The sequence below is a fragment of the Variovorax defluvii genome, from assembly GCF_039541515.1.
GTDB classification, from domain to species: domain Bacteria; phylum Pseudomonadota; class Gammaproteobacteria; order Burkholderiales; family Burkholderiaceae_C; genus Variovorax; species Variovorax defluvii.
The window spans coordinates 167,583-181,100 of the sequence record NZ_BAABGJ010000015.1 but is presented as its reverse complement, the minus strand read 5'-3'; the positions used below and the strand labels follow the sequence as shown (position 1 = coordinate 181,100).

The following is a 13,518-nucleotide window of genomic DNA, read 5'->3' as shown; positions in this document are numbered from 1 at the left end:
CAGGTTGGGTCGGCCGTGTGGGTCGTGTGATCCCTGTCATTCGTCGGCCTTGAAGCCGGAGGCGGCCACGATGGGCTTCCACTTGTCGCGCTCGGCGGCCATGGTCTTCGTGTATTCGGCCGGGCCGATGTAGACGGCCTCCAGTCCCACCTGTTCGAGGCCGCCGATCAGCGTCTTGTCGGCCGCGGCGGTGCGCGTCGCGGCCGCCAGGGCGGTGATCACCTCGTCGGGCGTGCCCGCCGGGGCGAACAGGCCGTAGCCTTCCACGCCGACCACGGTGCCGAAGCCCTGCTCGGCGAAGGTGGGCACGTCCTTGAGGAAGCGCGAGCGGCGCTCGCTGCTGACGGCCAGCAGCCGCAGCTTGCCGCTGCCCAGGTACTGCAGGAAGTCGCCGACGAATCCGAGGTAGGCGGGCACCTGGCCGCCCAGCAGGTCCTGCAGGGCCGGCGCGGAGCCGCGGTAGGGCACATGGGCCAGCGGCACGCCCGATGCCTGCGAGAAGCGGAAGCCGAGGAACTGGGCCAGCGAGCCGGCGGCGGGAGAGGCATAGCTGCGCCCGGCCTCGTTCGCCTTGAGCCAGCGCACGTAGTCGGCGAGCGTGCGCACCTCGGCGGGCACCGCGGTGCTGATCGCCAGCACGCAGGTCGAGGCCGCCAGCTCGGCCACCGGCCGCAGGTCGCGCACCGGGTCGTAGGCCAGCCGCGTGTAGACATGCGGGTAGATGGTCATCGCGGAGGTCTGGGTGCACAGCACCACGCTGCCGTCCGGACGCTCGCGCTTCATCTGGGCGGTGGCGATGCGGCCGGCGGCACCGGGGCGGTTGTCCACCAGGTAGGCGCGCTGCTGCGTGCGCCAGGCCTCGGCCAGCCGGCGCGCGGTCTGGTCCATGGTGCCGCCGGCCGGATAGCCGACGACGATGCGGCCCGGTGCGCCGTCCTGCTGGGCCCGCGCCGGTGCGGCGAGCAAGGAAGCCAGGGGCAGGCCTGCTACATACTCGGCGAATCGCCGCCGGGAGAGTTCGTTCATCGCGGGCTCCATGTCGTTCGGTATGGGCCGCACATTGCCAGCGCAGTGCCGCCGCCGGAAGCGATGAATCTGCAACCGCCACATGCACGAGGTGCAACATGAGCCGCACGGCCGTTCCGAAGGCGAATTCCTCAGCCGGAGGCGAAGGTACGCCGGTGATCAGCAAAGCGCAGGCCGCGCTGAACGCGAGACGCATCGACCTGAATCTGCTGCGCGTCTTCGATGCCGTCTTCGAAGACCGCAACCTGTTGCGCGCAGGCAAGCGCCTGCACCTGAGCCAGTCGGCCATCAGCCATGCGCTGGCGCGGCTGCGCGAGGCGCTGCAGGACGAGCTCTTCGTGCGCACGCCCAAGGGCATGGCGCCGACCGCCCGCGCGCTGGCCATGGAGGCGCCGCTGCGCGAGGCGCTGCGCCGCATCCACGACACACTGGGCGTGCAGGCCTTCGATCCTGCGACCACCTCGCATCGCTTCGTGGTGGCGGCCAACGACTACGTGACCTCGGTGCTGCTGGCCAGGCTGAGCGAGCGCATGGCGGCGCTGGCGCCGTCGTCCGACCTGGTCGTGCGCCCTTCGACGAGGCTGGACCTGGCCGAGCAGCTCGACGTGGGGCGCATCGACATCGCCCTGGGCATCTTCGCCGAGGTGCCGGCGCGCTTCCAGAGTGCGCGCCTGTGGCTGCAGGACGATGTGCTGGTGTTTCGTCGCGGTCATCCGCTGGCCCGGCGCAAGCCGCGCATCGAGGACCTCGCGGCCTTTGCGCTGCTGACCGTCTCGCTCGGCGGGCAGGAGGAGGGCGCGGTCAGCGGCTTCATCCTGGAGCGCGGCCTGGCGCGCCAGTCCGAGATGTTCGACCGTTCGGCGCTGGAGGAAGCCCTGGCCGCGGCCGGCCTGCGCCCGCGCTTCCGTCTCACCGTGCCGCATTCCCTGGCGGTGCCGGACCTGCTGGTGGACAGCGACATGGTCTCGATCGTCCCGGCACCGCTGGCGCGCTCCTTCGTGGCGCGGCGCGAGCTGCTGTCGAAGCCGCTGCCCTATGCGACGCAGCATGCGGTGGTGCGTGCGGTCTGGCACCGCCGGCACGAGCACGATCCGGCGCACCTGTGGCTGCGCGAGCAACTCGCCGAGCAGGCGATGTCGTTTCGTGCATGACGGGCTTGCGCAAAGTTCAGTGGCCGGCGCGGCGGGGCCGATGCACCATCGCGGCATGACGAACACAGACCCTGTTGCCGTCCCCGCTATCGTCGATGCGGTGATCCGCTCCCGGCGGAGCGTGCGTGCCTTCCTGCCCACGCCCGTGCCGCGCGCGGTGGTGGCCGAGCTGCTGGACGTGGCCCGCAGCGCGCCGAGCAACTCCAACACGCAACCCTGGTTCGTGCATGTGCTGGCCGGCGAGCCGAAGCGCCATCTGTGCGAAGCGCTGCGCCGCTCCCACGAGGCCGATGCGCTGCCGCCGTCCGCGCATTTCCCGGCCGAGCTGCCGCAGGACTGCGCGTCGCGCCAGGCGGACTTCGGCGTGCGCTACTACGGCGCCCTGGGCATCGATCGCGCGGATGCCGCAGCGCGCGCCCGGCAATCCGGCCGCAACTTCGCCTTCTTCGATGCGCCGGTCGGGCTGATCTTCACCATCGACCGCGGCCTGACCCGGCACAGCTGGGCGGACTTCGGCATGTTCCTGCAGACGCTGATGATCGCCGCGCGGGCGCGCGGGCTGGACACCTGCCCGCAGGTGTCTTTCGTGCGGCACGAGCCGGTCATCGCGGACCTGCTGGACCTGCCTCAGGGCCGGACGGTGGTGTGCGGCATGTCGCTCGGTCATGCGGACCCGGAGGCGCCGGTGAACCGGCTCCGCATGCCGCGCGCGGCGGTGGGCGAGTTCGCCGTTTTTCGGGGGCTGTGAGGCGGGGCGCGGTCCGTCGGTCGCGCGCCATCGGGCTGCAGGCAGCCTGCGGAGAGCAGCACCATGCTGCAACGCCTGCCGGACGCATGCTCATCCGGCGATCAGCTTCTGGGCCAGTTCCGCGGCCGTGGCCGCGGCGTACTTGCGCATCAGCCGCGCGCGGTGGATCTCCACCGTGCGGTGGCTGATGCCCAGCGCGCGGCCGATCTGCTTGGAGGTCAGGCCCTTCATGAGCTGCGCCGCCACCTCGCGCTCGCGCGGCGTGAGTTCGGCCTTGACCGCGCGGCGCGAACCCAGGTCCTCGAAGATCCAGATGCCGGCCTCGTGCGGGGCCGCGCGGTTGAGCGCCTGGCCGCTCACATGGCACCAGAAGGTCTCGCCCGCGAAGGCGCCGTGCAGGTCGCCCACGCGCCGCATCATCCGGTTGTCGGCGTAGCGGCCGCTGGCATTGAGGATGGGTTCCATCCGCTTGCCGATCCGCTCGAATTCGGCGACGCTCGGATACAGCACGCGGAAGGACTGGCCGACCAGCATCTCGCGCGTGGCGCCGAACATCTCGCACACGCGCGCGTTGCAATCCACGATGATCCGGTGGCGCGAGAGCACCATGCCCACGGGGGCCAGCTCGAAGGCGAGCCGGTAGTCGATGGCGGTGAGGCCGTTGTCCGTCGTGGCTGCGGTGTCTGCCGTATCCGCGGCGACTGCCGTGTCCGGTGTGTCCATTACGAAATACTACGTATGCCTATACGTAGTATCGTCGGGGTTTTCATCCACCCTTCCATCCACCCATTTCCGAACGAGGAACCATGGCGAACAAGATCTACCCCTCCGCCGACGCGGCCCTCAAGGGCGTCGTGGCCGACGGCCAGATGCTCGCAGTCGGCGGCTTCGGCCTGTGCGGCATTCCCGAGGCCCTGATCGACGCGCTGCGCGATTCGGGCGTGAAGAACCTCACCTGCGTCTCCAACAACGCCGGCGTCGACGGCTTCGGCCTGGGCAAGCTGCTGGAGACGCGGCAGATCAAGAAGATGATCGCCAGCTACGTCGGTGAGAACAAGGAGTTCGAGCGCCAGTACCTGGCGAAGGAACTGGAGCTGGAGTTCACGCCGCAGGGCACGCTGGCCGAGAAGCTGCGCGCCGGCGGCGCCGGCATCCCGGCCTTCTTCACCAAGACCGGCGTGGGCACGCAGGTGGCCGAGGGCAAGGAACTGCGCGAGTTCGACGGCGAGACCTACGTCATGGAACGCTCGCTGGTGCCGGACGTGGCCCTGGTGAAGGCCGACGTGGCCGACAAGTCCGGCAACCTGCGCTTCCGCCTGACGGCGCGCAACTTCAACCCGGCCGCCGCGATGGCCGGCAAGATCTGCATCGTCGAGGTGGAAAAGATCGTCGAGGTCGGCGAACTGGCACCGGACGACATCCACCTGCCGGGCATCTACGTGCACCGCATCGTGCTCAACGCCAACCCGGAGAAGCGCATCGAGAAGCGCACCGTGAGCGCAGCGGTCGACGTGGCCGCCGCGAAGGTCGAGGCCCAGGCCGCGATCGCCCAGGCCGCCGCCGGCAGCGAAGTGCCGGCCCCCGTCAAGAACAGCAAAGGAAACTGACATGCCCTGGACCCAGGACCAGATGGCGGCGCGCGCCGCCCAGGAGCTCGAGGACGGCTTCTATGTGAACCTCGGCATCGGCATCCCCACGCTGGTGGCCAACTTCGTCGGCGACAAGGAAGTGTGGCTGCAGAGCGAGAACGGCATGCTCGGCATCGGCCCGTTCCCGACCGAGGACCAGGTCGACGCCGACCTCATCAACGCCGGCAAGCAGACCGTGACCACGCTGCCGGGCTCGTCCATCTTCGGCAGCCACGACAGCTTCGCCATGATCCGCGGCGGCAAGATCAACCTCTCGATCCTCGGCGCCATGCAGGTGAGCGAGAAGGGCGACCTGGCCAACTGGATGATCCCGGGAAAGATGGTCAAGGGCATGGGCGGGGCCATGGACCTGGTGGCCGGTGTCAAGCGCGTGATCGTGCTGATGGAGCACGTGGCGCGCAAGAAGGACGGCACCGAAGACCTGAAGATTCTCGAGAAGTGCACGCTGCCGCTGACCGGTGTCGGTGTGGTGGACCGCATCATCACCGACCTGGCCGTGATGGACGTGACGCCCGAGGGCCTCAAGGTGGTCGAGCTGGCGGACGGCGTGAGCTTCGAACAGCTCCAGGCCAAGACCGGCGTGAAACTCATTCGTTGAGCGCGATGCCGTCCTGATCGAAAAGTCAGGACCAGGAAAAAAGGGCAGGCCCGCAAGTGCGGGTCTGCCCTTTTTGCTGTGCGCCCGCGACTTCAGCGGGCCAGCACGGAGACGATCATCGAAAGACCGAAGCTGCAGGACGTCGTCAGCAGGCTGATGATCGCGATCCGCTTCAGGCGCGAGGCGTTGTGCCAGGTGGAGGCGGTCCAGGTGAGCGTGTGGTAGATGACGCGGGCGACGAAAAAAGTCACGGCGCCAGGCTCCTTGAAGCTGTCGGCGTCGAGGGGTTGAAAACCAGAGTTGCGTGATTGCACGGCACCGACGATTGAGTTCATGGAAATCTCCGAACAAGTGGGCGCCGGTAGTCGATTCGTTCTAACCAGCGCTGAAAGAATTGTTCGGATTTGGGCTTAAGACCACATCGGCCAGAGGAGCCATCGCACCCGCGCCGGCGGGTCAAGGCGAAAGAGCCATCGACCGGAGCGGCCGATCAGACCGTTGGAGAGGCGTTGGCCGGAGTGAATCCGGTCACGAGCCGCAGGGGCTCGGCGCCGATGTTGACCACCCGGCCCTCGATGCCGATGGGCAGCATCAGGCTGCAAGGCGCATGAAAGCGCTGGGCGGCGCCATCGATGAAGAGCTTGCCGTGCCCCGAGAGGACCAGGACGACCCTGGCGGATTCGAGCGGGAGGATGTCCGCAGCAGCGTCCACCTCGAGTGTTTCGATCCAGAGCTCGAAAGACGTGAAGCCAAGCCCGCGGTGGGCTGCGGCAAAGCGTTGCCGCCCGGCGTCATGGAGCCTGGGCAGCGTGGAGTGGTCGATGACATGCATGGTTCTGGGTGAGAGGGGCGCCGCTGCCGCCGTCATCGCACGGCGTGCCGGCTTGCCCGCTGGTTCTCGGGCGAGTGTCTTCCTCGGGAATCCCTGTCACCAGACCCAATGAGAGCCAATGAAGAGCCAACGTGGGCCAACGGTCTCAGGCCCCGTCGGGCAGCAGCAAGGCGCGCTGCGACTCCACGGTCTCGCGCAGGAAGTTCCAGGTCGCCTGCATCCGTCCGAGGGGCTTGCTCTCCGCCGGCATCGACATCCAGAAGGTGCGCGTGAAGTTGGCCTCGCCCGGCAGCACGCGGCGCAGGCGCGGGTCGCGCTCGGCCAGGAAGGCCGGCAGCACTGCGATGCCGGCGCCGGCCGCCGTGGCCTGGTGCTGCGCCAGGATGCTGGTGCTGCGCAGCGCAAAGGCGTCGGGCCGGTAAAGCTCGTCGAGGTACTGCAGTTCCTTGCTGAAGAGCAGGTCGTCCACGTAGCTGATGAAGGTGTGGCCGCGCAGGCCCTCGCGCGAAGCGATGGGCGGGCGCGCGTCCAGGTAGCTGGCCGACGCATAGAGGCGCAGGATGTAGTCCGTCAGCTTGCTCACGACCACCGGCCCGCGCGCCGGGCGCTCCAGGGAGATCACGATATCGGCCTCGCGGCGCGACAGGTGCACCAGCCGCGGCATGGCCAGCAGGTCGATCACCAGCTTCGGGTGGTGCTGCGCGAACAGCGCCAGTTGCGGCGCGAGCACCACCGTGCCGAAGCCCTCGGTCGCGCCGATGCGCACCAGGCCGGACAGGCCCTCCTGCGCCGCCGGTGCCGCGCTCTCGACCGCCAGGAAGGCGCTTTCCATCGCCTCCACCTGCGGCTGCAGCCGCCGGCCCGCTTCGGTCAGGCGATGGCCGCCTGCCTCGCGTGCGAACAGGGCGGTGCCGATTTCCTTTTCCAAGGCCTGGATGCGGCGTGCCACAGTGGTGTGATCCACCTCCAGCCGGCGGGCCGCGCTCACCAGGGTGCCGGTGCGCGCCAGCTCCAGAAAAAAGCGCAGGTTGTCCCAGTCCATGCTTTGCAATTATGCAGATGACGGGTGCGTATTTGTCTATTGCCATAGCAAAACTGCAAAGCTAGCATCGACCACGATTCAGAGCTTCAACAGGAGACAGTTCATGGATGCCACCACCACCACCCCCGCGACGAAGGTCGCCACCGTCAAGCTGCTCATCGGCGGCGAGTTCGTCGAGTCGAAGACCAGCGAGTGGCGCGACGTCGTCAACCCCGCCACGCAGGAAGTGCTGGCGCGTGTGCCCTTCGCCACGCAGGCCGAGGTCGATGCCGCGGTGGCTTGCGCGCAGGAAGCCTTCAAGACCTGGCGCAAGACGGCCATCGGCGCGCGCGCACGCATCTTCCTCAAGTACCAGCAGCTGATCCGCGAGCACATGGGCGAACTGGCCGCCATCCTCACCGCCGAGCAGGGCAAGACGCTGCCGGACGCGGAGGGCGACGTGTTCCGCGGCCTGGAGGTGGTGGAGCATGCCGCCGGCATCGGCAACTTGCAGCTGGGCGAGCTGGCCAACAACGTGGCCAACGGCGTCGACACCTACACGCTGCTGCAGCCCCTGGGCGTGTGCGCGGGCATCACGCCCTTCAACTTCCCGGCCATGATCCCGCTGTGGATGTTCCCGATGGCCATCGTCACCGGCAACACCTTCGTCCTCAAGCCGTCCGAGCAGGACCCGATGGTGACGATGCGCCTGTGCGAGCTGGCGATCGAAGCCGGCATCCCGCCGGGCGTGCTCAACGTCGTGCACGGCGGCGAGGCGGTGGTCAACGCGATCTGCGACCACAAGAACATCAAGGCGATCTCCTTCGTCGGCTCGACCAAGGTCGGCACCCACGTCTACAACCGCGCTTCGCTGGCCGGCAAGCGGGTGCAGTGCATGATGGGCGCGAAGAACCACGCCATCGTGATGCCCGATGCGCACAAGGACCAGTCGCTCAACGCGCTGGCCGGGGCGAGCTTCGGCGCGGCGGGGCAGCGCTGCATGGCGGTGTCGACCGCGGTCCTGGTAGGCGATGCGCGCAAGTGGATTCCCGACCTGGTCGAGAAGGCGAAGTCGCTCAAGGTGGGGGCGGGGACGGAAAAGGGCGTGGACGTCGGCCCGCTCGTGTCCTGCGCGGCCTTCGACCGCGTCACCGCCCTGATCGAGCGCGGCGTGGCCGAGGGCGCCACGCTGGAGCTGGACGGCCGCAAGCCCAACGTGCCGGGCTACGAGAAGGGCAACTTCGTCGGCCCGACGATCTTCTCCGGCGTGAAGCCCGGCATGTCCATCTACGACCAGGAGATCTTCGGCCCGGTGCTGTGCCTCATGGATGCGGAAAGCATCGACGAGGCGATCGAGATCATCAACGCCAACCCCAACGGCAACGGCACCGCGATCTTCACGCAGTCCGGCGCCGCCGCGCGCCGCTTCCAGGAAGACATCGACGTGGGCCAGGTCGGCATCAACGTGCCGATTCCGGTGCCGGTGCCGATGTTCTCTTTCACCGGCTCGCGTGCTTCCAAGCTCGGCGACCTGGGGCCCTACGGCAAGCAGGTGGTGCTGTTCTACACGCAGACCAAGACCGTGACGGCGCGCTGGTTCGACGATGCCACCGCGCACGGCCTGAACACCACCATCAGCCTGAAGTAAACCGGGCGGCATGGACTTCGAACTCTCCGAAGAGCAGCGCGCCTTCGCCCAGACCGCGCGCGAGTTCGCGCTCGCCGAGTTCGCGCCGCATGCCGCGCGCTGGGATGCGGAAGCGATCTTTCCGAAGGAGGCGATCGCCAAGGCCGGCGAACTCGGCTTCTGCGGCCTGTACGCGCCGGAGCGCATCGAGGGCCTGGCCCTGCCGCGCCTCGACGCGACCCTGGTGTTCGAGGAGATGGCGGCGGTCGACCCGTCGACCACCGCCTTCATCACCATCCACAACATGGCGACCTGGATGCTCGGCACCTGGGGCACGCCGGCCGTATGCGAGCGCTGGGGCGCCGACCTGACCAGCGGCCGCAAGCTGGCTTCCTACTGCCTGACCGAGCCCGGCGCCGGCTCGGACGCCGGCTCGCTCAAGACACGCGCCGAGCTGAAGAACGGCGAGTACGTGATCAACGGCGGCAAGGCCTTCATCTCCGGTGCCGGCTCGACCGACGTGCTGGTGCTGATGGCGCGCACCGGCAGCGGCGGTGCGGGCGGCATCTCGGCCTTCGCGGTGCCGGCCGATGCGGCGGGCATCACCTACGGCAAGAAGGAGCACAAGATGGGCTGGAACAGCCAGCCCACCCGCACCATCAGCTTCGACAACGTGCGCGTGCCGGCGGAGAACCTGCTGGGCAGCGAGGGCGAGGGCTTCCGCATCGCGATGAAGGGGCTGGACGGCGGGCGCATCAACATCGCGACCTGCTCGGTGGGCGCGGCGCAGGGCGCGCTGGACGCGGCGCGGCGCTACATGCACGAGCGCCAGCAGTTCGGCAAGCCGCTGGCCGGCTTCCAGGCCCTGCAGTTCAAGCTGGCCGACATGGCGACCGAGCTGGTGGCCGCGCGCCAGATGGTGCGGCTGGCGGCGAGCCGGCTCGATGCCGGGCACGCGGACGCCAGCACCTATTGCGCCATGGCCAAGCGCTTCGCCACCGATGCGGGCTTCGATGTCTGCAACGACGCGCTGCAGCTGCACGGCGGCTACGGCTACCTGGGCGAGTTCCCGCTGGAGCGGCTGGTGCGCGACACGCGCGTGCACCAGATCCTCGAAGGCACCAACGAGATCATGCGGGTGATCGTCTCGCGCAAATTGCTGGAGGGCGACAGCGACATCCGCTGAGCCTGTATCTTCTTCGTATGACCGAACCCGTTGTTCTCTTCGATTCCATCCAGGCCGCGGGCGGCAAGCGCTTCGGCGTGGCCACCCTGAATTCCCCGGCCTCTCTCAACTCGCTGTCCATGGACATGGTCCGGCTCCTGACGCCGAGGCTGCGCGAATGGTCGCTGGACCCTGCCATCGCCGGCGTGCTGTTGCAGGCCGCCGGCGAGAAGGCCTTCTGCGCCGGCGGCGATCTGCGCCAGCTCTACCAGACGCTGCTGGATTGCGGCCCGGCGCGCAACACCTACGCGGAGGACTTCTTCCGCGAGGAGTACGAGCTCGATTACCTGATCCACACCTTTCCCAAACCCCTCCTGTGCTGGGGCCATGGCATCGTGATGGGCGGCGGCGTGGGCCTGATGTCCGGCGCGTCGCACCGCGTCGCGACCCTGCAGAGCCGCGTGGCCATGCCGGAGATCAACATCGGCCTCTACCCCGATGTGGGCGGCAGCTGGTTCCTGCGCCGCATGCCGGGTCGCGTCGGCCTGTTCCTCGCGCTGACCGGCGCGCCGCTCAACGCGGCCGACGCGATCTTCTGCGGCCTGGCCGACATCGTGGTGCCGCAGGAGCGCAAGGCCCAGGTGCTCGAATCGATCGCCGCCGCCGAATGGCAGGGTGAGAGCGCCGCCGATCGCGCCACGCTTTCGCGCCTGCTGGCGCAGGCCGGCGAGGGCGCCGAGCGCCAGGTCTCCAAGCTGCGCGAGCACTTCGACGCCATCAACGACCTGATGGTGGGCGATGACCTTCTGGACATCGCCAGGCGCCTGCGCGCGTTGAAGTCCGCCGATCCCTGGCTGCAAAACGCCGCCCAGACCTTCACGAAGGGTGCCCCCAGCTCCGCAGCCCTGTCCTTCGCGCTGTGGCAGCGCGTCAAGCACATGTCGCTGGCGCAGGTGTTCCGACTGGAGTACTGGGCATCGCTCGGCTGCTGCGCCCACAAGGATTTCGCCGAGGGCATCCGCGCACTGCTGATCGAGAAGGACCGCAATCCCCGGTGGCATCCCGCCACGCTGGAAGAGATCACGCCGGCCTTCGTCGAAGACCATCTGCGCCCGCGAGGCGAGATGCCCACCGAGCTCGCACGCCTGGTCTGAACGCATCCACGAAACCCGCGAAACGACACGCACCCAACGAACGGAGACACACATGAAGATCGCATTCATCGGCCTGGGCAACATGGGCGGCCCGATGGCGCTGAACCTTCGCAAGGCCGGCCACGCGCTCAGCGCCTTCGACCTCTCGGCCGAAACCTGCAAGAAGCTGGCGGCCGAAGGCGTGACCATTGCCGCATCGGCCGCCGATGCGGTGGCCGGCGCCGAAGTGGTCATCAGCATGCTGCCCGCCAGCCAGCACGTGGAGTCGCTCTACTTCGGAAGCGAGGGCGAGCCCGGCCTGCTGGAGCGCATCGAGCCCGGCACGCTGGTGATCGACAGCAGCACCATCGCCGCGGCCACTTCCCGCAAGCTCGCGCAGGCCGGTGCGAAGCGCGGCGTGGCGGTGATCGATGCGCCGGTCTCCGGCGGCACCGGCGGTGCGATCGCCGGCACGCTGACCTTCATGGTGGGCGGCGCGCCGGCGGACCTGGAGCGGGCGCGTCCGGTGCTGGAGAAGATGGGCGCCAACATCTTCCATGCCGGCGATGCCGGGGCAGGGCAGACCGCCAAGATCTGCAACAACATGCTGCTGGGCATCCTGATGATCGGCACCTCGGAGGCGATCGCGCTGGGCGTGGCCAACGGGCTGGACCCGAAGGTGCTCTCCGAGATCATGCGCCGCAGCTCGGGCGGCAACTGGGCGCTGGAAAAGTACAACCCGCTGCCGGGCGTGATGGAGAACGCGCCGGCCTCCAAAGGCTATGCCGGCGGCTTCGGCACCGACCTGATGCTTAAGGACCTGGGCCTGGCGCAGGAGAATGCAGCCGCGGTGCGCGCCGCGACCCCGCTGGGCGGGCTGGCGCGCAATCTCTACGCGGCGCACAGCCTGGCCGGCCACGGCGCGCTGGATTTCTCCAGCGTGATCAAGCTGGTGCAAAAGGCCGCCTGAACCGGCGGGTGCCTTCCAGGCCACGTGCAGGGTGCTGCCTGGAGTTCGGGCAGGCCACCTGAATCCATCGAGCAATGCATTGCGGCGGCACGACCTGCGGCACGGTCGGCCGGCGTCCTCGCGCAGTGACGCGTGCTATCCTTTTCAAGGTCTGGACAAGTGTCACGAAGTCTTCTCAGCCATGGCCTCATCCCAGGAAAAGCAGGCAGACCGCGAATCTCGCGCGCGCGTCGACAAGTTTGCGGAGCGTCGCGCCGAGCTCGGCGAGGCCGCGCTCCAGACGCTGGCCGCCCTGGGCTATGCGCGCACCAGCCTGCGCGAGATCGCGCAGAACTCTGAGTTCTCCCATGGCGTGCTGCACTACTACTTCAGCGACAAGGTCGACCTGATCGTCTGCAGCGTGCGCCAGTACAAGGCGCGCTGTGTCACCCGCTACGACCGCGTCACGGCCGACGCGGCAAGCTACGAAGAGATGATGGAAGGCTTCCTGCGGGCGCTGGGCGACACCCTGCAGAGCGAGGCCCACATGCATCGGCTGTGGTACGACCTGCGGGCGCAAGCCCTCTTCGAAGACGCCTTCCGCGCCGACGTCCGGGACATCGACCAGAGCCTGGAGAGGATGGTCATGCGCATCATGACCCGCTTCTCGGAGCTGGCCGGAGTGCCGCTGGCCGTGCCGCCCTCGGTGCTCTACGGCGTGATCGACGGCCTGTTCCAGCAGTACCTGATGCGGCATCTGTCCGGCGATGCCGGGGCCGTCGACGCGCTGCGGGCCGACGCCCGCTTGGCCATCGACGCGCTCTTCGGCGCCAGGGTGGCTGCGCGCGCCGACGAAAGCCTGGGCTGCCTGTCGCGCCCGCTGCGGCAGCCCGCGCAGGGAAGCTAGAAGCCCAGCTGAAGCGGATCGCGCCTCGCCACGTCGCGTCGCGTCTGCTCGCGCACCACGGCGCAATGCGGATGACGGTAGTACTGCGGCTTGGCGCACTGATTGGCCTCGCAACGCGATGCGGCGATGAAGTGCAGGTGGGCACAGCCGGGGCGCGGGTCCAGGGCGCCGTGGCGGGTGTCAGGGCCCGGGCTGGCCGGGCGCACGGCGGCGACCTTCTTCGGCGGCGGCTCCACGCGCTGGACGTAAGGCTCGTTGCGCGGCACGTGAACGGCCTGCGCAGGCTCCGAAGGCTGCACCGGGCCGGGGAGCACGATGCGCTCGGCCGGGTCCAGTGCCTCGGCGGCCCGCACCGGCGCGAGCCCGCCGAGCTTGGGGTCGTCCACGGGCGCCTGCGGGGGCTTCGCCGGGACGACCGGTGCCGCGGGAGCCGCCCTCGCCAGCGCGGGCGGGGGCGCGCTGGCGGGACCCGCCGGCACCTTGCGCGTGACGTAGGCGTACCAGCCCACGAAAGCGGTGGTCACCACCACCGACAGCACCGCGAAGCGCACCCAGAAGGCCCGGGTCTCGATCGGCAACTGGCCGGGCGGCGGCCCCGCGCTGGCAGACAGGGCGCCGGACGCGGCCGGCGCGGGCGCGCGGCGTAGCGTCTTCATGCCTTGGAGCGCGGAGGGGCCGGTCGCGACGAAAGTCGGGAGCATGGCCGCGCAGC

Annotated in this window: 15 protein-coding genes; 9 read left to right on the top strand and 6 right to left on the bottom strand. The window is 68.9% G+C overall.

Going from position 1 to position 13,518, the window contains the following annotated elements; translation table 11 throughout:
- Positions 1–36 precede the first annotated feature (36 nt).
- Positions 37–1,026: a tripartite tricarboxylate transporter substrate-binding protein gene (locus tag ABEA07_RS09815; protein ID WP_345537509.1), complete on the bottom strand. Its 990-nt coding sequence runs from the start codon at positions 1,024–1,026 to the stop codon at positions 37–39.
- Between the two features lie 179 nt (positions 1,027–1,205).
- On the opposite strand from ABEA07_RS09815, the gene ABEA07_RS09810 reads away from it, so the two are divergent.
- Both ABEA07_RS09810 and ABEA07_RS09805 read left to right on the top strand, forming a co-directional pair.
- Positions 1,206–2,177, top strand: a complete 972-nt coding sequence (locus tag ABEA07_RS09810; protein WP_345537558.1) for a LysR family transcriptional regulator — start codon at positions 1,206–1,208, stop codon at positions 2,175–2,177.
- A gap of 55 nt (positions 2,178–2,232) precedes the next feature.
- Positions 2,233–2,925 (top strand): nitroreductase, encoded by a 693-nt coding sequence (locus ABEA07_RS09805; protein WP_345537507.1) that lies wholly within the window; start codon positions 2,233–2,235, stop codon positions 2,923–2,925.
- A gap of 90 nt (positions 2,926–3,015) precedes the next feature.
- Here ABEA07_RS09805 and ABEA07_RS09800 read toward each other — a convergent pair whose 3' ends face one another.
- On the bottom strand, positions 3,016–3,648 hold the full coding sequence (locus tag ABEA07_RS09800; protein ID WP_345537505.1) for a LuxR C-terminal-related transcriptional regulator: 633 nt from the start codon (positions 3,646–3,648) through the stop codon (positions 3,016–3,018).
- 83 nt (positions 3,649–3,731) lie between these two features.
- Here ABEA07_RS09800 and ABEA07_RS09795 point away from each other — a divergent pair, with 83 nt between their 5' ends.
- Both ABEA07_RS09795 and ABEA07_RS09790 read left to right on the top strand, forming a co-directional pair.
- Complete coding sequence (locus ABEA07_RS09795) at positions 3,732–4,532, top strand: CoA transferase subunit A (protein ID WP_345537504.1); 801 nt, start codon at positions 3,732–3,734, stop codon at positions 4,530–4,532.
- A 1-nt stretch (position 4,533) separates the two neighbouring features.
- Positions 4,534–5,172 (top strand): CoA transferase subunit B, encoded by a 639-nt coding sequence (locus ABEA07_RS09790; RefSeq protein ID WP_345537502.1) that lies wholly within the window; start codon positions 4,534–4,536, stop codon positions 5,170–5,172.
- 92 nt (positions 5,173–5,264) lie between these two features.
- Here ABEA07_RS09790 and ABEA07_RS09785 read toward each other — a convergent pair whose 3' ends face one another.
- From ABEA07_RS09785 to ABEA07_RS09775, 3 genes are all read right to left on the bottom strand, one after another.
- Positions 5,265–5,507 carry a hypothetical protein gene (locus ABEA07_RS09785; RefSeq protein ID WP_345537501.1) on the bottom strand — a complete coding sequence of 81 codons (243 nt, stop codon included), beginning with the start codon at positions 5,505–5,507 and terminating at the stop codon, positions 5,265–5,267.
- 155 nt (positions 5,508–5,662) lie between these two features.
- The gene (locus tag ABEA07_RS09780) at positions 5,663–6,004 is read right to left on the bottom strand and encodes a cupin domain-containing protein (RefSeq protein ID WP_345537499.1); all 342 of its coding nucleotides are present in this window, start codon (positions 6,002–6,004) and stop codon (positions 5,663–5,665) included.
- A gap of 145 nt (positions 6,005–6,149) precedes the next feature.
- Entirely contained in the window at positions 6,150–7,046 is an 897-nt protein-coding gene (locus ABEA07_RS09775) for a LysR family transcriptional regulator (protein ID WP_345537498.1), read from the bottom strand.
- A 103-nt stretch (positions 7,047–7,149) separates the two neighbouring features.
- Here ABEA07_RS09775 and ABEA07_RS09770 point away from each other — a divergent pair, with 103 nt between their 5' ends.
- The 5 genes from ABEA07_RS09770 to ABEA07_RS09750 all read left to right on the top strand — a co-directional run bounded on the left by ABEA07_RS09770 (position 7,150) and on the right by ABEA07_RS09750 (position 12,806).
- Positions 7,150–8,673 (top strand): CoA-acylating methylmalonate-semialdehyde dehydrogenase, encoded by a 1,524-nt coding sequence (locus ABEA07_RS09770; RefSeq protein WP_345537497.1) that lies wholly within the window; start codon positions 7,150–7,152, stop codon positions 8,671–8,673.
- A gap of 10 nt (positions 8,674–8,683) precedes the next feature.
- A complete protein-coding gene (locus tag ABEA07_RS09765; protein ID WP_345537495.1) occupies positions 8,684–9,838 on the top strand; it encodes an acyl-CoA dehydrogenase family protein in 1,155 nt (384 codons plus the stop codon).
- A gap of 17 nt (positions 9,839–9,855) precedes the next feature.
- Complete coding sequence (locus ABEA07_RS09760; protein ID WP_345537493.1) at positions 9,856–10,971, top strand: enoyl-CoA hydratase/isomerase family protein; 1,116 nt, start codon at positions 9,856–9,858, stop codon at positions 10,969–10,971.
- 52 nt (positions 10,972–11,023) lie between these two features.
- Positions 11,024–11,920 (top strand): 3-hydroxyisobutyrate dehydrogenase, encoded by an 897-nt coding sequence (mmsB, locus tag ABEA07_RS09755; RefSeq protein ID WP_345537492.1) that lies wholly within the window; start codon positions 11,024–11,026, stop codon positions 11,918–11,920.
- A gap of 181 nt (positions 11,921–12,101) precedes the next feature.
- Positions 12,102–12,806, top strand: a complete 705-nt coding sequence (locus ABEA07_RS09750) for a TetR/AcrR family transcriptional regulator (protein WP_345537491.1) — start codon at positions 12,102–12,104, stop codon at positions 12,804–12,806.
- Here the strand turns inward: ABEA07_RS09750 and ABEA07_RS09745 are convergent.
- Positions 12,803–13,462, bottom strand: a complete 660-nt coding sequence (locus ABEA07_RS09745; protein ID WP_345537489.1) for a hypothetical protein — start codon at positions 13,460–13,462, stop codon at positions 12,803–12,805. The two genes, ABEA07_RS09750 and ABEA07_RS09745, sit on opposite strands and share 4 nt — an antisense overlap.
- Between the last annotated feature and the right edge of the window lie 56 nt (positions 13,463–13,518).

Coding starts and splice junctions, on each gene's coding strand:
- ABEA07_RS09815 (WP_345537509.1), bottom strand. CDS start 1,026: ATGAACGAACTCTCCCGGCGGCGATTCGCCGAGTATGTAGCAGGCCTG.
- ABEA07_RS09805 (WP_345537507.1), top strand. CDS start 2,233: ATGACGAACACAGACCCTGTTGCCGTCCCCGCTATCGTCGATGCGGTG.
- ABEA07_RS09800 (WP_345537505.1), bottom strand. CDS start 3,648: ATGGACACACCGGACACGGCAGTCGCCGCGGATACGGCAGACACCGCA.
- ABEA07_RS09795 (WP_345537504.1), top strand. CDS start 3,732: ATGGCGAACAAGATCTACCCCTCCGCCGACGCGGCCCTCAAGGGCGTC.
- ABEA07_RS09790 (WP_345537502.1), top strand. CDS start 4,534: ATGCCCTGGACCCAGGACCAGATGGCGGCGCGCGCCGCCCAGGAGCTC.
- ABEA07_RS09785 (WP_345537501.1), bottom strand. CDS start 5,507: ATGAACTCAATCGTCGGTGCCGTGCAATCACGCAACTCTGGTTTTCAA.
- ABEA07_RS09780 (WP_345537499.1), bottom strand. CDS start 6,004: ATGCATGTCATCGACCACTCCACGCTGCCCAGGCTCCATGACGCCGGG.
- ABEA07_RS09775 (WP_345537498.1), bottom strand. CDS start 7,046: ATGGACTGGGACAACCTGCGCTTTTTTCTGGAGCTGGCGCGCACCGGC.
- ABEA07_RS09770 (WP_345537497.1), top strand. CDS start 7,150: ATGGATGCCACCACCACCACCCCCGCGACGAAGGTCGCCACCGTCAAG.
- ABEA07_RS09765 (WP_345537495.1), top strand. CDS start 8,684: ATGGACTTCGAACTCTCCGAAGAGCAGCGCGCCTTCGCCCAGACCGCG.
- ABEA07_RS09760 (WP_345537493.1), top strand. CDS start 9,856: ATGACCGAACCCGTTGTTCTCTTCGATTCCATCCAGGCCGCGGGCGGC.
- mmsB (WP_345537492.1), top strand. CDS start 11,024: ATGAAGATCGCATTCATCGGCCTGGGCAACATGGGCGGCCCGATGGCG.
- ABEA07_RS09750 (WP_345537491.1), top strand. CDS start 12,102: ATGGCCTCATCCCAGGAAAAGCAGGCAGACCGCGAATCTCGCGCGCGC.
- ABEA07_RS09745 (WP_345537489.1), bottom strand. CDS start 13,462: ATGAAGACGCTACGCCGCGCGCCCGCGCCGGCCGCGTCCGGCGCCCTG.